Here is a 20,420-nt window from a genome sequence, read left to right on the forward strand (position 1 = left end):
GGTGGGTTATTGCACGCTGGGTTCGACTTTCTCGACATCGACCTCGAACGGTTCTTGGAAATAAATGCCGGACAATTTACGCTTGAATTCCTGGGTAATATCTTGCGCGTCTTGGCGGCTTTTCATGACGCGCGGAGTCAGCAATACCACCAGTTCGGTTTTGTCCTTATTTCGGGTGGTGCCGCCGAATAAGGGGCCGATCAGCGGAATTTCGTGCAACAGCGGTACGCCGTCGCGCAAATAGTCGTTGTTTTCCCTGATCAAGCCGCCCAGCACGATAGTTTCTCCACTTTGTACGGCTACGCTGCTTTCGATTTCCCTTTTTTGTATCGTAGGCGAGTCTATGGTATCGCTGGTGGTCGTCTTAATAGCTTGATTGACGCTTTGTAAAATGTCCATCAGTACCAAGCCGCCGGCGTTGACTCGGGGCCTGACAGATAAATTTACCCCGGTATCGATCATTTGAATTGAACTGGTTTGAATCGGGGTGTTATTGGCTCCGCCTGATGTCAAATTCGTCGAAACGGATGAACGGATTGGTACCGAATCGCCGACCTTGATCGATGCTTCCTGGTTATTCAGCACCATCAAAGATGGCGATGAAATTACGTTGACATTATTGTTTTTAGCGCTGGCATTCAATACTGCCTGAATATCTTTCGAGCCGCTGGAAAACGCATAGGTAAATCCGCCGGTCGACAGCGCTTTCGCTGCCTTCTCGGTTAAATTCAATACATCCAGTCCCTGATCGGAGCCGCCTGTGATCTGATTTGTCCCACCATTATTGTGGTTGAAAAACCATTGAAGACCATATTTCAAGTCATCGTTCAGTGTTACTTCGACGATGGTCGCATCGATCAAGACCTGCAACGGTAACACGTCCAATTGTTTCAACACCCGCTGAATCACCGCATATTCCTGCGCCGTTGCGACGATAATCAACGCGTTATTGCCTTCGTCGGCCAGGATTTTGACGTTCGGCATATCGTTGCTATTGCCGCCGCCAACGCCGCTGCTGCCGCCGCTCAAACTGCCGCCGAGCGCGCCGGAACTACGGTTGGCGGAGCGGTCGGTACGGTCGCTCAAGGTCCGCTCGCTAGCGGAATCCTGCTGCCGGTTGCTGCCGGCGCTGCCGATGCTGCCGCCCATGCTGCTGGAGCTCGACGAACTGCCGCCGGATTTTTTGTTGGTCGCGGACAGCGATTTGCGGCCCGAAGCGATCGAAGCCTTGCTGCTGCGTTGGCTGCCGCTGCCGAAGATGCCGCTCAAGGTATCGGCCAGGTCGGCGGCACTGACGTGTTGGCAGCGGTAGACGTTGACGCCGCCGGCGGCGGCCGGATTGATCCGGTCCAGACGCAACACCCAGCTTTCGATGTCTTTCAGGTAATTGGCCTGGTGGGTGATGGCCAACACCGCGTTCAGGCGTTCGATTTCGATGAAACGGAAGAAACTGGCGTCGTCTTCCTTGGAGGCTTTGTTGTTAAAAATCTGTTCCAGTTCTTCGATGATCTTGCCGGCGCTGACGTTGGCCGGGGTGAATAACGCAAACGAGCGGCCCTTCATGATATCGACGTCGAACGTATTGACCACTTCCATTGCCCGCGCGATTTCGCTGCCGGAACCGGCCACCAACAAAATGTTGCGGTTCGGATCGACGTGCAGCACCGATTTTTCCGGCATCAACGGCTTCAGTATCTCGGAAAGTTCGGTAGCGGCGACGTTTTTCACCGGGATGATTCTGACCTGGTAACCGTTCGGCATCCTGGCGCTGGTCAGCGAGTTGATCGAACTGCTGTACAAGGCCTCGTTGGCCGGTTTGATCAGATACATTCCGCCTTGTTCGGTCAGCGCGGCGTTATTCAAACCCAGCAGCATGTCCAGGGTCGGTAACAGCTCTTCCTTGGTCAGCGGCTTGGAGGTTTGCAACGTGACCTTGCCGGTCACCTGCGGGCTGATCGTGTAATTGCGGCCCATGATGTCGCTTAGTATCACTTTGGCGACTTCGCCGAGGTCGGCATCGTCGAAATTCAGGCTGTACTCGCCTTTGGCGCCGGGTTTGGCGGCCGTGCTGGGTGTGTTGTGGGCGGTGATGCTGGCTTCGCCGTTGGGGAACAATTCGACCTTGGTGGTCCGGTTCTCGGCGGATTTATCCGCGTTGGCCAATTCCGGAATGGGTTGGTCGTCGCCTATCCTTTGATTTTCGGCAATCGGCAACTTTTGGTGCAACTGCGGGCCGATATACTCGCAGCCGGCGATGGACAGCGCCAACGCCAACATCGGGGGAAGGCCAATTTTGTTAGTTGTCATTGAGTGTCTCGGGTATTTCATTGGGTGCTGGTTCTATCGGTCTGGCATTGACGTTGGCCGGCGCTGGGGCGGGTCGGGGCGCGGGTTTGCCGGGCGCCGGTTTTAGTTGCGGCCGCGGCTTGCGCAACAGTACCGGCTTTTCCTGGCCGGCTTGTTGCAGGATCACCCGGTCGGCCAGAATCTGTTTCAGTTGCCAGCCGGAAATGCTTTGTTCTTCGCCGATCTTCAGGAATTTCCTGGCTTCGTTACGCTTGCTGAACAACGCGACCAGTTTGCCGCCCTTGTCGTAAACGCCGATCAGCGACCAGTCGTCGATCTGACTGGTGTCGCTGTTTTGCCCGGCGTCGTTGGTTTTGGCTTCGGCGATCGGCCGCCGGCCTTCGATAAAGATCGGCCGTTCGACGATGTCGTTGTAGCTGTCGACGCTAGCCGGCGTGGCGGCGATGGTCGGCAGTTGTTCGGCTTCGAACGCGACTTGTTCGCGGGCGGCCAATTGCTGCTCCAACTGTTGCGCCGCATAGCGGCTGACGGCCCATTCGCCGATCAAGCCGGCGCCGAGCGTGCCACAGGCAAAGATCTGCAAGCGTAACAATTTCCGGTTCATGGCGCTTTGGCTCGCATGAAGCTGACGACTTGAAAACTCACGTTCAATTGCGAGCTGGGTTCCAGCTTGTTGCTGCTGCGGTTGCGGGTGCCGCGCACCGGCGAGATGTCCAGTTGGTCCACCAGCAGCAGCGGCACGTTGCTTTCCAGCGTGTGCAACACCGCGCGTAAGGCCTCCATGCTGCAACTCATCCGCACTTTGACCAGAATCCGCATGAAGCCGTCTTCGGCTTTGCCCGGCAAGCCCTGGGTGCTGGTCAGTTGGCCGCCGGCATCGGTCACCGCGGTTTTGATAATGTTCTGCAATTCTGCGGATGCCAGCGATTCGGTATCGCTATCGCTCAAATAGCCTTGTTCCTGAAATTGCTGGTGCAAAAAATCGAGATTCTGGGCCACGCTGTCGCGGCGGGCGGCGATGGTTTGTTGGCGTTGCAACCGGAACAGCAACTTGTCTTTCTGCTCGCGGTAGTCGAGCCAGCTATTGAACAACGGCAACAACACGGCCAGCGTGATGACGATTACCACGGCCGCCAACAGCCCCAGGGCCAGCCAGCGCTGGTAGCGGGCATCATTCATTCGGGTTCTCCCCAACGCTGTCGTCGCTTGCCGCTGCGGGAGTGGCCGCATCGCCCTCGGCCTGGCCCGGTTGCACGGCGGCGACGTCCATGCTGATTTGAAACCGTTCCCGCCCGGTGGCTTTGTCTTGCGTCAACGGCGAGACGAAGCTGACGTTACTGAAGAAGGGCGAGGCTTCCAGCACGCCGATCAACGACGATGCGGCCGGCGACTGGCCTTGGATCTGCAGCCGTTTTTCGGCGTATTGGAAGTGGGTCAGCCAGGTGTCGTCCTTCAACAACACGCTGAGTTCGTTCAAGACCGCGACTAACGACGGCGCATCGGACTTGATGCCGATCAGGCGTTGGGTTTGCCCGCGCAGCGCGTCGATTTCGCTTTGCTGGGCTTCGATCAGTGTGGTTTCCTTCTCCAGCGTTTTCAGTTGCCGTTTCAAGGCGTCAACGGCTTCGCCTTCCTGCCAGACCGGCCAGACCAGTACGCTGGCCAGCAACAGCAACAATAGTGCGTTCAGACTCCAATGCACCGCCCGCACCCAGTTATTCGGCCGGGGCCGGAATTGTTCCGGCAACAGCGTGTAGCGCGGCACCCGGGCCGGGCATACCGTTTCGGCTTGGCCGAAATCCACGGCCGTCGCTTGCACGTCCAGCGCTTGCAGGCGCGCCAGATAATCGTCCAGCAATGGCTTAGGGGTTAATACCAGCAAGACTTCGATTTGGCCGAATTCGGTCTTGCCCAGCACGATGGCGGCGTAATAGACCTGATCCGCGCTGAACGGCGTATAGCGGTCCAATTCGAAGCCGACCACCTGTTGCAAATTCTCTTGGGCGGCGGCGGGCAGAAACAGGCGTTTTTGCAGGGCTTGTCCGGGATTTAGCCGCAACAGGCATTCGGCCTTGTCCAGCTCCGGATTCAGGTGTTTCAGATTTCGGTAGGCGTCTGCGGCATTGGCGTCCAGTTGCCAGACGGCGGCATCTTCGGCGGCGGATTCGCGGTGGAATTCGATGCGGAAACCGTTGGCGTCGGGGCGGAATAGGGCAACGCCGCTGCGGTCGCTGAGCAGCCGTTTCAGGCCGGGCGGCAGCAGAAAGGCCAATTCGCCGCTCCACCACTGCCAGAACCGCTTCGGGTCGAAATCAATAGTTGTTTGTGAACTCATCTTGCACAGTAATCAACTGGGGTTCCTTTTCCGGGTCGAATAACGACGATTCTTGTCGACCCTGCTGCCAATCCAGGATGCGGTAGGGCGTCTGGCTGGTATCCTGGTTTTCAAACTTTACCACCGCCGACAGCGACGCCGCGGCCTGGTCGGCTAGCAGCGTTTCGCAAATAATGGTAAAGGTTTGCTCCTGATCCGCCAAGCCCGCATCGGCCTGGTCGCCGTCGAGCCGGCTGTCGCCTGTTTGTTTCGCCAGACGCCGCTCCAAGTATACATCATGAATATTCTGTTTCTTGAGCCGGGCGTCGATGACACTCAACAGCTCGGGCGGCGCCAGGTCCTTGTTCGGTTCGGCTTGGCCGGAATAGACCGTAAGCCAGGGCCGTATCCGCTCGAACAACTCGTCGTCCATACCCAACACCAATTGCAGTTCCTCCAACGACTGGAACGGAGCGTTGCCGGGCGGGTAAGGCCGGCCGGCCTGGCGGTATTGCTTTTTCTCGGCGCCTTCCGGCCGCGGCTCGTCGTCGGCATCGCGCCAGTCGATGATCGCATCCAGCAATTGCTGCTGCCGGTTTTCGTCGGCGGTAGCGTAACTCAACACCGCCGTCAGCAATTCTTCGCCGGCCGCGTTGATATCGACCTTGCCCGACTCGGCCATAATTCGGATTCTGAGTTCGCTGTCGCTGCCGGCCAACCGGTAGATGCTGCCGTCGGCCTGCCAGCGCTGTTCCGGCTCCGGTTGCCGCAACATCGACGCCGCCAGATTCAAACCGGATTCGGCCAGCGCCAGGGCGCGGGCGTTGCCGGTCAACGCCGCGCTGACGCTGCTTTCCCGGCGCATCGTCAGCGCGAAACTGCCGGCCATCACGCTGAGCAGCGTCAAAATCCAGATCACGATGACCAGTGCCAAGCCGGTTTGGCGGCGGGGGATACGCTCAGTTGGCATCTTCGTTCGGCGGAACTTGTTGGCCGACGATGTCGCCGACCAGCGGCGTGGAGTCGATGCGGAGCGGAAAAATCATATCCGGCCAAAAACTGCCGTCGTTCAGGGCGATATGGATTTTGACCAGATTAGGCAAGCGTTCGGCGTCCAGCCAGTCGTCCTGCCAGCCGGGCGGATCGCCGGCATTCGGATTTTTGGCGCCGAAATAACTGATGCGAAAACTTTGGACTTCGTCCAGCAATACCACCGGCTCCGGCTCGGCATCGAGCGGTTGCCGGTAGGGGGTTAACGTGACGGTCAGCGTCGACGGCCGGTCGCGGGCCGGTTCTATCGCAAACACCTGCAAACCTTTGCGCGCGGACGCTGCCGGCAGCGCGGCGACGAAACGCAGGCTTTGCGGCAGGCCTTGAAAGCTGAGCTTGAGCGGCACTTGGTCGGTATTGTTCTGCGTCTCGTCGCGGTCGGCCGCGGTAAATTCCGGCAGCGGCCGGGCCGAACCCAAATGGTGTTTGAAAAATTGGTAAACCACGGCTTTGCGGTTAACTTGGTCGATTTTGGTTTCGCCGCTATGCCAACTCTGCGCTGCGATGCGTAAACTGCCGAACAGCAAGGTCACCATCACGCCGAGCAGCGTGATCGCAATCAGCATTTCGATCAAGGTAAAGCCGTTACGTCGGCGGGTAAGCACTATCCCTGGCCTTGTTGCAATTTTAATGTCGTTAAATCCACGCTGCGGCGTTGGTCGCCGTCGCCCCAACTGACGCTGACCTGCACCGAGTACAATTGCGCCGGCTGTTGGCTGTTGGGGTCGGGCTCGCGCAGGCTGCGCTTTGCCGGTTGGTTCGCGGCCGGCGCCACCCGGACCAGCCAGTCGTATTTGTCGCCCTCGCTGCCCTCGCTGTCGCCGACCGCCAGAGGGGTTTCCACACCGGTTCGCGCCATCAACGATTCGGCGATCTGCACCGCGATAGTGTATTCCTCGGATATGACGGCATTGTTAACGCCGGCGCCGAATACGCGCAGCAATACGCTCAACGCGATCGCCATGATCGAAAACGCCACCAGAATTTCCAGCAGCGAAAAGCCTTTATGCCGCTGCATCCGATATCCTGACTTCGCCGGTGATCCAGTTGACGTCGATCCGGCGCAATTGGTTGCCCCATTCCAATGTGATACGGCCGCCGGTCGACGAGCCGTCGCCGAAAAAGCGGATGCTGCCGGTCTGGTCGGCGCCGAATTCCTCTTCGGCGATCACCAGCGACACGTCGACCTCTTCGGCGAAGGTATAGACTTTGTCGCGGTTGCTGATTTGGTAGCTGTTGTTACGCAAGTCGATGGCGACGCTGGTTTGCCGTTGCGTCGCCAGCGCCTGGCCGTGGGCGTAGCGTAAAGCGCTGGCCAGGTCTCTGGCCAGCGCTTGCAGTTGGGTGCTTTTATTGCCGGAACCGATGCTGCCGCCCAACGCCGCGAAGCCGAGCACGGCCACCAGCAACACGACCACCAGTTCGATCAGCGTGAATCCGGCGCAACACCGCCGCGGCCGGCGGAACGCGATGGGCGGAGGCGTTTGCGCAGCGGGCAGGGTGGCCATTTATTCCCAGCTATTGATGTCCTGGTCTTCGCCTTCGCCGCCTTCCTTCTCGTCGGCGCCCAGGCTAAACAAGTCGAATTTGCCGTGTTGGCCGGGGAAAACGTAATGGTATTCCTGGTTCCACGGATCCAGCGGAATCTTGTCCTTGCGCAGGTAAGGGCCGTTCCAGCGTTTGGCTTCGGCCGGTTTTTCCACCAACGCGGCAAGGCCTTGTTGCGTGGTCGGGTATCGGCCTTCGTCGAGTTTGTACATGTCCAGCGCCGCGGCCAGGTCCTCGATTTGCACTCTGGCTGCCTTGGTTTTGGATGCGCCCATATGCTTCATGACTTGCGGACCGACGATGCCGGCCAGCATCGCGATAATGCCCAATACCACCAGCAGTTCCAGTAAGGTAAAACCGCGGTGGCGGCGCAGGGTTAATTTCATGTTGTCGCTCCTTTCTTATTTAAAATGCCAGATCGTTTACGCTCAGGATCGCCAGCAGTATCGAAACGATGATGCCGCCTATCATCAACCCCAGCGAAATGATCAACGCCGGCTCCAGCAGAGCCAGCATCCGTTGAATGGTGGTTTTTAACTGTTTATCGTAAATCACGGCAACCCGCATCAGCATTTCCTCCAGCCGGCCGGTTTCCTCGCCCATTTTAATCATTTGCACCGCCAGTTTGGGAAACAGGTTTTGCTGGGCCAGCGCTTCTGACATGGTCCGCCCCTGTTTCAACTGCGCCTCGGCCTGTTCCAACAAGTCGGCCAGAACCGTGTTGCCGACCGTTTCCCGGACGATGCCGAGCGATTTCAGGATCGACACGCCGTTACCCAGCAAAGTGCCGAAGGTGCGGCTGAAATTGGCGACTTCCATATTCAATACGATCTGGCCGAACAGCGGCATTTTCAGAAAGCGGCCGTCCCAGGCTTTTTTGCCGGCCGGATCGGCCAATTGGCTTTTCAAGGTTTGCACCACGATCAGGACGGTCAGCAGCATGGCCCACCAATAACTTTGCAGAAACTCGGCCAAGCCGACCACGATCTGGGTCGGCACCGGCAAAGCCTGGCCGGCGCTGTCGAACATTTCTTTGAATTGCGGCACGACGAAAGTCAGCATCACGAACAGCGAGGCCAAGGACATGACCAACAGGATGGCCGGATATATCAGCGCGGTGCTGACCGTGTCCTTCAACTCCTGCGAGCGCTCCAGGTACTCGGCCAGCCGTTGCAATACCCCGCCCAGATTGCCGCCCAACTCGCCGGCGCGGATCATGTTCAAATAAAATTTGGAAAATACGCCGCTCTGGTTTTCCAAGGCGTCGGCCAGGGCTTTGCCGGCTTTGACTTTTTCCAGCACTTCGCCGACCAGTTTGTTCAGTTTCGGGTTTTCCTCGGTCAATTGCATCAGGATCGTCAACGAGCGGTCCAGCGGCAAGCCCGATTCCAGCAAAGTCGCCAGTTCGCCGGTCAGCATGCCGATTTCTTTTTGCGACAGCCTGACCGCGGCCGACTTTAGTTTGAAACCGAGAAAAGTCTTGTCCCGCGCCGGTTCGATACGGATCGGTACCAGGCCCTGTTTCTGCAATTCCAGCAGCAGGGCTCTTTCGTCGGCGGCATCGCGCACGCCTTCTTCGGTGACGCCTTGGTTGTTGACAACTTTGTAAGAAAATAAAGCCATGGCCGCTTGCTGAGGGAGAACAGGGTGCTGGTGGAAAGCCGATACCGGCCGGACATTGTGGACCAATCGCCAACCAATTACAAAAACCGCAAATTTGGCGGCTGCTCGGGCTACCACGCCGGCTTGGCGAGGGGCGGCCGGCAATTTTTGCCGATCGGCGGGCAACAGGCAAATGACAGTTGCTTTACCAAGCTTGCGCGGCAGTTACTCTGGGCTGGCCGAAAATAGCCAAGGCAAATGGTTTTACGGTTAAAATCTGTGTCAGCCGCCAAACGTAACCTTCGCATTGCGTTAACCATTGTATAACCGCCGATTCAGTTCCCGCCATAGCCGACTTAGGACTGCCAATGACCGAAGCCCCCAGCAATGAAGCGCAGCGCACCGGGTATTTGCTGGCGGCTGTCATCGCATTGCTGCTGATTCAACTCGCTAGCCTAATGCTGCCGGTCGCCGAGTTGGCGCGCCAGATCCAACCGCATTCGCTAGCCGCGCACAATTTCATGGAAGGCCTCTCCATCGTGGTATCGGCACTGGTGTTCGCGGTGGGGTGGAGCGTATACCAGAAAGAAAATTCGCCCGGATTCATGCTGCTGGCCTGTTGTTTTCTCGGCGTGGCCTTGCTGGATTTCTTGCATACCCTGTCGTTCAAGGGCATGCCGGCATTTATCAGCCAGAGCGATCCGGAGAAAGCCATTGCATTCTGGCTGCTGGCCAGAGTATTCGCGGCACTGGGTTTGATTGCCGGTGCGGTTCCCAGCAAGCGGCAATTGCTGCCGGCGTTTCGTTGGATCGTGCTATCCGGCGTTTTGGGTTTGTGCGGTTTTGCCGCATGGCTGGTGTTCTTTCACCAGGCTTGGTTGCCGGCCACGTTCGACGAATCCGCCGGGCTGACTCCGCTCAAGAAAAACAGCGAATACCTGTTGGCGGCGATCTACGGCTTGAGTGCGCTGGTGTTCGTCCGGCAAACCCGGCACCGCCGTTCTTACGACGCCGCCGGACTGGCCGCCGCCGCCGCGGTGATGGCGATGAGCGAGTTGTTCGTCGCGTTTTACGCCAGTATTTCCGACTTGTATATCCTGCTTGGCCATATCTACAAAGTCGTAGCCTACGCCTTCATCTACCGCTCGGTATTCATCAACAGCATTCAACGGCCTTACCAGCACTTGTATGCGGCCCACCAGGCCTTGTCGGCCAGCGAAGCCAAGTTTCATGCGATCATCGACGAATCGCCGGTGGCTTATGTGGTCTACGATGCCCAAGGCCGGATCGATTATTTGAACCCGGCTTTCGTCAAAACCTTCGGCTACGACCGCAACGATATTCCGACGCTGGCCGAATGGTGGTGGTTGGCCCATCCCGACCCCGAGTACCGCCAGCAAGTGATCGGCCGTTGGCACGACTATCGGCGCTTGTTCGACGAATCCGGCGAATTGTCGCCGCCGCAGGAGCTGGAGGTTCATGCCAAGGACGCCAGCCGGCACACGGTATTGATCAATAACGTGATGCTGGACAACACGCCGGCCGGCAACAATTTTTTGATCCTGCACGACGTATCCGACCGGGTGGAGGCGATGCGGCGCTTGGCGGAAACGGTCGATATGCTGCAAACCGTGATCGATACCATTCCCAGCCGGGTATTTTGGAAAGACCTCGATTCGCGTTATTTGGGCGCCAATATTGCCTTTAGCCGCGATGCGGGGCTGGCCGGTCCGGAGCAATTGATCGGCAAATCGGACAGCGAATTGTCATGGCGCGATGTGTCCGACAAATACCGCACCGACGACTTGCAGGTCATCGAAAGCAATACGCCGAAGTTGGATTACGAGGAAGTCCAAATCGACCCGCGCGGCAATACGGTCTGGTTGAGAACCTCGAAAGTGCCGCTACGGGACGCGCAACGGCGGCCGATTGGCGTGTTGGGCGTTTACGACGACATCACTGCGCGTAAATTGGCCGAGCAGGAAATGCAACTGGCCTCGCTGGTATATCTGAACAGCAGCGAGGCCATGTTGGTCACCGACGGCAGCGGATCGATCATTACCGTGAATCCGGCCTTCACCAAGGTAACCGGCTATACCGCCGACGAAGTCGTCGGCCGCTCGTTCAACGGGCTCAGCCCGGAGCAGCACGACCAGGCGTTTTTCAAAACCGTGTTGCGGGTTACCAATACCCAGGGGCATTGGGCCGGCGAAATCGGCGGCCGCCGCAAAAACGGCGACGATTGCATACACTGGGTCACGGTGAACTCCATCTACAACGAAACCGGCGGCGTGCACCGGCGGGTGGCCTTGATTACCGACATCACCGAACGCAAAAAATCGGAACAATTGATTTGGCGCCAAGCCAACTTCGATCCGCTGACCAGTTTGCCCAACCGCAACATGTTTTTGGACCGGCTGGACCGGGAAATCAAGAAAGCCTTTCGCCGCGGCCAAAAGGTCGCGCTGATGTTTTTGGATTTGGACCGGTTCAAGGACGTCAACGACAGTTTGGGCCACTTCATGGGCGACGTGTTGTTGCAGGAAGCGGCGCGCCGCTTGGGCGAATGCGTGCGCGATTCCGATAGCATCGCCCGGCTGGGCGGCGACGAGTTCACGATTATTCTCGGCGAACTGGACCACACCGATAAAGTGGACCGGATCGCCGAAGGCATTTTGCAACGCTTGGCCCAGCCTTTCCTGTTGGGTAGCGAGATTGCCTATATCTCCGCCAGTATCGGCATTGCCGTCTATCCGGAGGACGGCATGGACTCCGAGGCGCTGCTGAAGAATGCCGACCAGGCCATGTACGCCGCCAAAAACCAGGGCCGCGACCGTTACCAATACTTTACGGCGCAGATGCAACAGCAATCGCGGCAACGCCTGCGCCTGGCAAACGATCTGCATGCCGCGCTAAGTAAACGCCAACTGCTGTTGTATTACCAACCGATCGTGGAATTGGGCGGCGGCACGCTGGTCAAGGCCGAAGCGCTGTTGCGCTGGCGGCATCCGGACTTGGGCATGGTCAGTCCGGCCGAATTCATCCCGATTGCCGAGGATACCGGCAGCATCGTCGATATCGGCGATTGGGTGTTCGCCGTCGCCGCCCGCCAGGTCAAACAATGGCGGGAACGCTACCAGCCGCGGTTTCAAGTCAGCGTCAACAAATCGCCGGTACAGTTCCGCAAGCAGGCTATCGAAGGCAACGGCTGGCTGGCATTGCTGCAGGAGCTGGGCCTGCCCGGCGACGCGGTGGTGGTCGAAATTACCGAGGGTGCCCTGTTAGAAGCGACCAGCGCCAGCCGCGAACAGTTGCTGGTGTTCCGCGACGCCGGCATCCAGGTGGCGCTGGACGATTTCGGTACCGGCTATTCGTCGTTGGCTTATTTGAAGAAGTTCGATATCGACTACATCAAAATCGACCAGTCGTTCGTGCGCAGCATGGTGGCAGAATCCAGCGATATGGCGTTATGCGAAGCGATTGTGGTGATGGCGCATAAGTTGGGAATCAAAGTCGTCGCCGAAGGCATCGAAACCGCAGAACAATACCAGTTGTTGCAACGGATAGGCTGCGATTACGGCCAGGGCTATTTGATTTCGCAACCGGTGCCGGCCGAGCAGTTCGAGCTTTTGTTCGCAAATGGCATCGCGCTGCCGGTGGTGGCCGGCTAAACCGGATGGCGGGCCGTCTGGGTCTATCTGGCTTGGCGCGGGTTTCGGCCGCTGCCGGAGCGTTGCGCCTGTTAAAATGCCGGCATGAATGCCACTTTAATGCAAATGACCGTGCTGATGCTGTGCGGCGCCGGTTGGCGCGTCCTGACGCCGAACCGGCTCTCCGCGGAGCAAACCCGGCTGGTGTTGACCAGCGTGGTCTACTATTTTTTTCTGCCGGCGATGGTGCTGGACGTACTGTGGCGGGCCGATATCGGTTGGCAATCGTTACGTTTCAGCCTATTGGGCTGCGCCAGCATTCTGGTTAGCGCCGGGCTGAGTTGGGCGATCTGCAAGCTGTGCCGGTTCCGCAATCCGCAAACCGGGGCGGTGATCCTGGCCGCCGCGTTTCCGAACGTGACTTATTTGGGGCTGCCGGTTCTGGAACAGGCTTTCGGCCACTGGTCGCGTTCGGTCGTGATTCAGCTCGACTTGTTTGCCGCGGCGCCGCTGGTGTTCACGCTCGGCATCGGCTTGGCCCGCCATTACGGCGAGTCGACAGAAGCCAAACCCAAATCGCCATTGGCTTATTTCAATGCGCCGCCGTTCTGGGCGGCTTTTCTCGCCGTTGCCCTGAACCTGAACCGCATCGCGGTTCCGGATTGGTTGGCCGGGTTGCTGCACACCTGTTCCGGCGCGGTGGCGCCGCTGATGATCTTTTCGCTGGGGTTGGCGTTGAGTTGGCGCGACGTGCATTTGCGCAATCTGCCGTTCGTCGTGCCGATTTTGTTGGTCAAGCTGTTGTTGATGCCCTTATTCGCGTTGTGGCTGGCCGGGTATCTGGCATTGGCCGGCCAATTCAAAGCCGCGGCCGTGCTCGATATCGCGATGCCCAGCATGGTGCTCGGCATCGTGTTGTGCGACCGTTACCGGCTCGACAGCGGCCTGTACGCGATGGCCGTGACGCTGACCACGGCTTGCAGCTTGTTCAGCCTACCTTTCTGGTTCGATTCGTTATGACATTGATTGCCGAAATATTTTCTCAGGGTGCCGAAATTGTCAGCGGCCAGACGGTGGACACCAATGCCGCCTGGCTGTCGCAGCAGTTGGCCGAGTTGGGTTTTACCCTGAAGCGCCATACCGCGGTCGGCGACGATTTGCAGGATTTGGCCGAGCTGTTCGGCGAAATCGCCGGCCGCGCCGATTGTTGTATCTGTACCGGCGGTTTGGGGCCGACCTGCGACGATTTGACGGCCGAAGCGGTCAGTGTTGCCAGCGGCTTGCCGCTCGAATTCGACGCAGCTGCCTTCGCCGCGATCCAGGCCTATTACGCCAGGCGGCAGCGAACGATGCCGGAGGCCAACCGCAAACAAGCCTTGCTGCCCGCAGGCGCAGTGCGTATCGACAACCGCTTCGGCACCGCGCCCGGTTTCGCATTGCGGTTCAGGCGTTGCTGGTTTGTGTTTCTGCCGGGCGTACCGTTCGAGATGAAGCAAATGTTCGGCGATTGGGTGCGCACCGATTTGTTGCAGCGTTTTGCGTTACGGCCGGATACGCTGGTGACTTTGCGCTGTATCGGCTTGGGCGAATCGGCGATTCAGCAGAAGCTGGAGTCGCTGGCTTTGCCGCCGGGCGTGGTTTTGGGGTTTCGGGCGGCGGCGGACGAAGTGCAGGCCAAACTGCTGTTTCCGGCCGATGTGCCGGAAGCCGAGCGGCGGCGGATTGCCGCGGAGGCCGCCGCCCGCATCGGCGATTGCGTATTCGCGGTCGACGGCCTACCCGACATCAAAGGCGATTTAGTCGCCGTCGTCGACGCCGCCCTGGCTGCCGGCGCCCATTCGCTGGCCATCCTAGAAACGGCCAGCCACGGCCTGCTGGCGGCGAAATGTCTAGGCCGGCAATGGTTGAAGCATGCCGCGTTGCGGCTGCACAACGAAACGGCCGGAACCGACCAGCAATGCGCAAGCCATGCCGCAACTTTGGCGCGGGAACTGCAGGCCGAGCGGCAAACCGATTTTGCCTTGGTCCAACTTTACCGGGTCGGTTCCGGCCGCTTCGACGACAAGGATGGCGGCATCGTCCTTTATAATGCGCTGGCTACGCCGCAAGGTGTGGTTTCACGGCAATCGACCGCGCACGGTGCGGGCATCCATAAACAGAACCAGGCCGCTTTGTTGGCGCTGGACCTTCTCAGACGCTATTTTCAACACTCATGCCTTTAATTCGGTTAAACAATGTTTCCATCGCCTTCGGCGTGCACGCCCTATTGGACGACGCCTCGTTTCAACTCGACGCCGGCGAGCGGGTCGGGCTATTGGGGCGCAACGGCGAGGGTAAATCCACCCTGATGAAAATCATCGCCGGCCAGATTGCGCCCGACCACGGCGAAATCTGGAAACAGCCCGAGTTGCGGCTGGCCTGGCTGGAACAGTCGCCGACCCTGAACGGCGACGAAACCATCTACGAAGCGGTCGCCGGCGGCCTGGGCGAATTGGGGCGCCTGATCGCCCGTTACCACGAATTGCTGAGCCATATGGACGGCGGCGAACAAGGGCTGCAAGCGCTGGGCGAAGTGCAGCACAAGTTGGAAGCGGACAATGGCTGGGAATTTCAGACCCGGGTCGAAGCCGTGTTGAGCCGGCTGCAATTGCCGGCCGATGTCAAGGTCGGCAGCCTGTCCGGCGGCTGGAAACGGCGGGTGGCGCTGGCGCGGGCGCTGGTAGTCGATCCGGAAGTCTTGCTGTTGGACGAGCCGACCAATCATTTGGATTTCGAGAGTATCGCCTGGCTGGAGGAACAGATTATGGCGTTTCCGGGCGCGGTGATGTTCGTCACCCACGACCGGGCGTTTTTACAGAAGCTGGCGACGCGGATCATCGATCTGGACCGCGGCCAGTTGACCTCGTGGGCCGGCAATTACCAGGATTATCTAGTGCGCAAGGCCGCGGCGCTGGAAGACGAAGCCAACCAGAACGCCGAATTCGATAAGAAATTGGCCAAGGAGGAGGCCTGGATCCGGCAAGGCGTCAAGGCCCGCCGCACTCGCAACGAAGGCCGTGTCAGGGCTTTGAAGAAACTGCGCGCCGAGCGCGCTGAACGCCGCGGCGGGCAAGGCTCGGCGAAACTGGCGCTGCACAAGGGCGAGAGTTCCGGCAAAAAAGTCATCGAGGCGGTCAACGTCAATTTTCGCTACCAGGACAAAACCATCATCAAAGACTTTTCGTTGTTGATCGAGCGCGGCGACAAGATCGGTTTGCTCGGCAACAACGGCGCCGGTAAATCGACCTTGCTGAAATTGTTGCTGGGCCAGTTGCAACCGAGCGAGGGTAGCGTCGAATTGGGCACCAATCTGCAAATCGCCTATTTCGACCAATTGCGCGAACAGCTCGATCCGGAGCTGTCGGTGGCCGACAGCGTGTTGGACGGCGGCGAGTTCGTGGATACCCCGGACGGCAAACGCCACGTGATGTCGTATCTGGCCGACTTTTTGTTCGCGCCGGCGCGGGCGCGGTCGCCGGTGCGGAGTTTGTCCGGCGGCGAAAAAAACCGGCTGTTGCTGGCGCGGCTGTTCACCAAGCCGGCCAATTTGATCGTGATGGACGAACCCACCAACGATCTGGACTTGGAAACGTTGGAAATTCTGGAAGAAAAGCTGGTCCAGTACCAAGGCACCTTGCTGCTGGTCAGCCACGACCGCGAGTTTTTGGATAACGTCGTGACCAGCGTGTTGGTATTCGAAGGCGACGGCCGGGTCGAGGAATACATCGGCGGTTACGCCGACTGGTTCGCCTTGTCCGAGCGCAACAAACAGCAACAAGTACAGGCGGCAAAAAGCGCGGAAGCCGCCGGCAAAAAGGAAAAACCCAAAGCGGCTGCGGCGAGCGGCAAAAAACTCAGTTACAAGGAACAACGCGAACTGGAGCAATTGCCGGAGCGCATCGAACGATTGGAGACGCGGCAGACGGAGTTGGCCGCGGCCATAGGCAGTGCCGAGTTCTACAAACAGGCGCAAGACGCCGTGGCCGCGACCTTGGCGGAGTTGCAGGCGGTCGAGGCCGAACTGGCCGCGGCATACAGCCGCTGGGACGAATTGGATGCGTTACAAGGCTAGTTTGCATGCGGCCGATGGTTTGCGACCGGGGCGGGGCCGATTAATCCTATCGGCCGGGCCTTGGCCGGTGCGCATCCGCCAATATCGAGCTAAAATCCTGCCAATGCGCCGCCGATAGTTACCCCGGCGCAGATCGTTTCAACTATCCGCTTGTAGCCGTTCGGCGCGCTGCGTTCCGGCTCTGGAGCGACTCAATGAATAAATCAAAAAAAATAAAAAATTATTTAGCCATTATTTTAATGTCCGCCGTATTGGAGTCCGATGTGAGTGCACAAGAATCAAACGAGGCCGTCGAAAACCAAGTCCGTGCGCTGTTGGCGCAAATGACCTTGGAGGAGAAGGTCGGGCAAATGACGCAAATCGATTTCAGCGTCATTTCGGTCGCCGACGGCCAGGACGCCGAAAATCCGATCGACCCGGCCAAGCTGGAAGAAGCCTTGTTGCAGTACCACGTCGGTTCGATCCTGAATGCGCCGAGCACGCCGAATAACAAGGCACAACCGATCGGCAAATGGCGGCACCTGACCCAGCAAATTCGCGACGCCGCGGCCCGCACCCGGCTGAAAATTCCGGTGATTTACGGCATCGACGCGATTCACGGCGCCACTTATACCCAAAACGCGGTGTTGTTTCCGCAAGCGATCAGTATGGCGGCGACCTTCAATCCCGAATTGTCGTTCCGGGAAGGCGAGATCACGGCGCGCGAAGTCAAGGCGTCGGGTTTGGACTGGAATTTCGCGCCGGTGATGGATATCGGCCGCCAACCGCTGTGGCCGCGCTTGTGGGAAACCTACGGCGAAGACGTGCATCTGGCCAGTGCGATGGGCAGCGCCTACATCCGCGGCCACCAGGGCGATGACATCGCGGCGGCCGATAAAGCGCCGACCTGTTTGAAACATTACGTCGGTTATAGCTACCCGTTGAACGGTAAGGACCGCACCCCGGCCTGGATCGGCGAACGGGCGCTGCGGGAATGGTTTTTGCCGCCGTTCGAAGCCGGCGTGTTGGCCGGCGCACCGACCGTTATGGTCAATTCGGCGGAAGTCGATGGCGTGCCGGGGCATGCCAATCGCCACTACCTGAACGACATTTTGCGCGGCGAAATGGGCTTCGACGGCTTCACCGTGTCCGATTGGGAGGACATCATCCGCCTCTACAGCCGCGACAAACTGGCCGATTCGCCGCGCGAGGCCATTAAAATCGCCGTGATGGCCGGCGTCGACATGAGCATGGTGCCGTTCGATTATTCGTTCTATTACCTGTTACTGGATCTGGCCCAATCCGGCGAAGTGCCGCTGGCCCGGATCGACGAGGCGGTGGCCCGCATCCTGCGCGTCAAATACCGTAGCGGGCTATTTGAACGGCGCGAGCCGGCCTTGCCCGAGGCCGGCTATTTCGCCACCGCCGAAGCCGCCGCGGTCAACCGCCAGGCGGCGCGCGAAGCCATCGTGCTGGCCAAAAACGACCACCGCCTGTTGCCGTTGAGCAAACGAGCCAGTGTGCTGGTGACCGGACCGGCGGCTAACCTGCTCAGCGTGATGAACGGCGGCTGGACCATCACCTGGCAAGGCAACAAGGAGGAGTTTTATCCGCAGGACAAACCGACCCTGCTGGACGCGATACGGCAAAAAACCGAGGGCAACGTGACTTACGTCGGCGGCAAACAATTCAGCGACGAGATCAACATCGAACAGGCCGTCAGCGAAGCGCGGCGCCACGATATCGTGGTGTTGGCGCTGGGCGAAAAAACCTACACCGAAACCGAGGGCAACATCGATTCGTTACAGTTGGACCCGGTGCAACTGCAATTGGCGCGGGCGATTTTTCATACCGGCAAACCGGTGGTATTGGTCACTTTCGGCGGCCGGCCGCGCATCATCACCGAAATTGCCAACCAGGCCCAGGCGGTCGTGCTCGGCTTCTTGCCGGGTATGGAAGGCGGCGCGGCAATGGCCGACATTCTTTTCGGCGACGTTAACCCCAGCGGCAAACTGCCGATTTCCTATCCGCGCGATAGCAACGACATCACGCCGTATGACCATAAACCGATCGAAGCCTACGAAAGCAACCAGTACCGGCCTTTGTATCCTTTCGGCCACGGCCTGAGCTATACCACGTTCGAAACCAACGGTTTGCGGCTGGCGCAGCCTGCGATTAAGGCCGGCGAAAATCTGCAGTTGAGCGTCAACGTCAAAAACACCGGCAATCTGGCCGGCAAGGAAACCGTGATGGTTTACCTGCACGATGTCGCCGCCTCGGTCACGCGGCCGGTCAAACAATTGAAAGCCTTCAAGAAAGTGGAATTGCAGCCGGGCGAGCAGCGGACCTTGGAGTTCGAACTGACGCCGCGCGACCTGTCCTTCATTGGCCTGGAGATGAAGCGGGTGGTGGAGCCGGGCGAATTCATCGTCACGGTTGGCAACGAAACGGCTTCGTTTCACGTGCTGAACTAGCGGCAGTTGGCGGAGCGGACCATGGCCGACCAGCAAAACAAGTACACCGGCGCTTTGGCGGTATTAACTTCGCTGTTCTTTATCTGGGGCTTTTTGACCAGCCTGAACGACATTTTGATTCCGCATCTAAAAGCCGTATTTACGCTGAATTACACCCAGGCGATGCTGGTGCAATTTTGTTTCTTTGCTGCCTATTTCGTCATGTCGGTGCCGTGCGGTTATCTGGTGGACAGAGTCGGTTACAAGCCCGGCATCATCGTCGGCCTGGCGGTGGCGGGCGGCGGCTGTCTGCTGTTTTATCCGGCCGCCGGACTGCATTCCTATCCTTTATTTTTAACCGCGTTCTTCGTGTTGGCGTCCGGCATTACCTTACTGCAGGTTGCCGCCAATCCCTACGTGACGGTGCTGGGCAATCCGGACACCGCATCGAGCCGACTAACGATGACCCAGGCCTTCAATTCGTTGGGGACGACGTTGGGGCCGTATTTCGGCTCGTTGCTGATTCTGGCTACCGCCGTGAAAACCGCCGACCAGATTGCCGGGTTAGATCGCGAACAATTGTCGGTTTACCAGGCGGCCGAAGCGGCGGCGGTGCAACAGCCGTATTTGTGGTTGGCGGCAGTGCTGTTCGGCTTGGCGGCGGTATTTTCGTTGCTGAAATTGCCCAGCGTATCGGCCACGGCGCCTGCCTCAGCTCAAGGCGACATAGCCGCTACCCAGGCCGAGCAGAGCGCTTGGCATTTTCCGTTACTGGTGCTGGGCGCGCTGGCGATATTCGTTTACGTCGGCGGCGAAGTGGCGATCGGCAGCTTTTTGGTCAATTTCCTCGGCCAAGCCCACATTGCCGGCTTGGCCGAACAGGAGGCCGGCAAGCTGGTTTCGTTCTATTGGGGCGGGGCGATGGTCGGCCGTTTTCTCGGTGCCGTAGCAATGCGTAAGGTTCATCCGGGCAAGGCGTTGATCTTCAACGCTTTGTGCGCGGCGGGCTTGGTCGGCGTCGCGATGTTAGCCGGCGGCCGCGTCGCCACGCTCGCCATTCTGGCGGTCGGATTATGCAATTCGATCATGTTTCCGACCATCTTCTCGCTGGCCTTGACCGGTCTGGGACCGCATACCGGCCAGGGCTCGGGTATCCTGTGCTCGGCCATCGTCGGCGGCGCATTGATCCCGCTGCTGCAGGGCTGGTTCGCCGACCGCATCGGCATCCAGCACGCGTTTTTCGTGCCTTTGCTTTGCTACCTGTACATCGCCTATTACGGCAGCCGTTGCGCCCGCCAATTGCGGTTTAGCAACGGCTGAGCAATGTCGTTAAGTCTTCGGTCGCAGGCATGGCCTGCTCCTACAACATTTCAACAAGCCGGTTTGTTGCTTAACTTAGCGACATT

The 20,420-nt window shown here is 58.9% G+C and carries 16 protein-coding genes; 6 read left to right on the forward strand and 10 right to left on the reverse strand.

The window, feature by feature from the left end; translation table 11 throughout:
- Positions 1–6: 6 nt before the first annotated feature.
- From gspD to VXJ35_RS11510, 10 genes are read right to left on the reverse strand one after another with little or no spacing between them, the layout of a single operon-like run.
- On the reverse strand, positions 7–2,307 hold the full coding sequence (gene gspD / locus VXJ35_RS11465) for a type II secretion system secretin GspD (RefSeq protein WP_064021656.1): 2,301 nt from the start codon (positions 2,305–2,307) through the stop codon (positions 7–9).
- On the reverse strand, positions 2,297–2,911 hold the full coding sequence (locus VXJ35_RS11470) for a hypothetical protein (RefSeq protein WP_064021657.1): 615 nt from the start codon (positions 2,909–2,911) through the stop codon (positions 2,297–2,299). The genes gspD and VXJ35_RS11470 overlap by 11 nt, the downstream gene beginning before the upstream one ends.
- On the reverse strand, positions 2,908–3,486 hold the full coding sequence (gene gspM, locus VXJ35_RS11475) for a type II secretion system protein GspM (protein ID WP_064021658.1): 579 nt from the start codon (positions 3,484–3,486) through the stop codon (positions 2,908–2,910). Before gspM ends, VXJ35_RS11470 begins: the two co-directional genes overlap by 4 nt.
- Entirely contained in the window at positions 3,479–4,642 is a 1,164-nt protein-coding gene (locus VXJ35_RS11480) for a PilN domain-containing protein (protein WP_064021659.1), read from the reverse strand. The genes gspM and VXJ35_RS11480 overlap by 8 nt, the downstream gene beginning before the upstream one ends.
- Positions 4,620–5,591, reverse strand: a complete 972-nt coding sequence (locus VXJ35_RS11485) for a general secretion pathway protein GspK (protein WP_064021660.1) — start codon at positions 5,589–5,591, stop codon at positions 4,620–4,622. The genes VXJ35_RS11480 and VXJ35_RS11485 overlap by 23 nt, the downstream gene beginning before the upstream one ends.
- A complete protein-coding gene (locus tag VXJ35_RS11490; protein ID WP_197495820.1) occupies positions 5,581–6,276 on the reverse strand; it encodes a prepilin-type N-terminal cleavage/methylation domain-containing protein in 696 nt (231 codons plus the stop codon). Before VXJ35_RS11490 ends, VXJ35_RS11485 begins: the two co-directional genes overlap by 11 nt.
- Positions 6,276–6,689: a prepilin-type N-terminal cleavage/methylation domain-containing protein gene (locus VXJ35_RS11495; RefSeq protein WP_054758780.1), complete on the reverse strand. Its 414-nt coding sequence runs from the start codon at positions 6,687–6,689 to the stop codon at positions 6,276–6,278. Before VXJ35_RS11495 ends, VXJ35_RS11490 begins: the two co-directional genes overlap by 1 nt.
- Positions 6,676–7,179 (reverse strand): GspH/FimT family protein, encoded by a 504-nt coding sequence (locus tag VXJ35_RS11500; protein ID WP_082880893.1) that lies wholly within the window; start codon positions 7,177–7,179, stop codon positions 6,676–6,678. Before VXJ35_RS11500 ends, VXJ35_RS11495 begins: the two co-directional genes overlap by 14 nt.
- Complete coding sequence (gspG, locus tag VXJ35_RS11505) at positions 7,180–7,605, reverse strand: type II secretion system major pseudopilin GspG (protein WP_054758778.1); 426 nt, start codon at positions 7,603–7,605, stop codon at positions 7,180–7,182.
- Between the two features lie 19 nt (positions 7,606–7,624).
- The gene (locus VXJ35_RS11510; RefSeq protein WP_064021662.1) at positions 7,625–8,842 is read right to left on the reverse strand and encodes a type II secretion system F family protein; all 1,218 of its coding nucleotides are present in this window, start codon (positions 8,840–8,842) and stop codon (positions 7,625–7,627) included.
- Between the two features lie 347 nt (positions 8,843–9,189).
- Here VXJ35_RS11510 and VXJ35_RS11515 point away from each other — a divergent pair, with 347 nt between their 5' ends.
- The 6 genes from VXJ35_RS11515 (at position 9,190) to VXJ35_RS11540 (ending at position 20,334) form a co-directional block, all read left to right on the forward strand.
- Complete coding sequence (locus VXJ35_RS11515; protein WP_064021664.1) at positions 9,190–12,492, forward strand: EAL domain-containing protein; 3,303 nt, start codon at positions 9,190–9,192, stop codon at positions 12,490–12,492.
- Positions 12,493–12,576: 84 nt separating this feature from the next.
- On the forward strand, positions 12,577–13,491 hold the full coding sequence (locus tag VXJ35_RS11520) for an AEC family transporter (RefSeq protein WP_064021665.1): 915 nt from the start codon (positions 12,577–12,579) through the stop codon (positions 13,489–13,491).
- Positions 13,488–14,693, forward strand: a complete 1,206-nt coding sequence (locus tag VXJ35_RS11525) for a molybdopterin-binding protein (protein WP_064021666.1) — start codon at positions 13,488–13,490, stop codon at positions 14,691–14,693. The genes VXJ35_RS11520 and VXJ35_RS11525 overlap by 4 nt, the downstream gene beginning before the upstream one ends.
- Positions 14,684–16,582, forward strand: coding sequence for an ATP-binding cassette domain-containing protein (locus tag VXJ35_RS11530; protein ID WP_064021667.1), 1,899 nt, complete (start codon positions 14,684–14,686; stop codon positions 16,580–16,582). Before VXJ35_RS11525 ends, VXJ35_RS11530 begins: the two co-directional genes overlap by 10 nt.
- Positions 16,583–16,845: 263 nt before the next feature.
- Complete coding sequence (locus VXJ35_RS11535) at positions 16,846–19,035, forward strand: glycoside hydrolase family 3 N-terminal domain-containing protein (RefSeq protein ID WP_231914731.1); 2,190 nt, start codon at positions 16,846–16,848, stop codon at positions 19,033–19,035.
- A 21-nt stretch (positions 19,036–19,056) separates the two neighbouring features.
- A complete protein-coding gene (locus VXJ35_RS11540) occupies positions 19,057–20,334 on the forward strand; it encodes a sugar MFS transporter (RefSeq protein ID WP_064021669.1) in 1,278 nt (425 codons plus the stop codon).
- Positions 20,335–20,420 lie beyond the last annotated feature (86 nt).

This window comes from Methylomonas sp. DH-1, assembly GCF_046097555.1.
In the GTDB taxonomy this organism is placed as follows: Bacteria; Pseudomonadota; Gammaproteobacteria; order Methylococcales; family Methylomonadaceae; genus Methylomonas; species Methylomonas koyamae.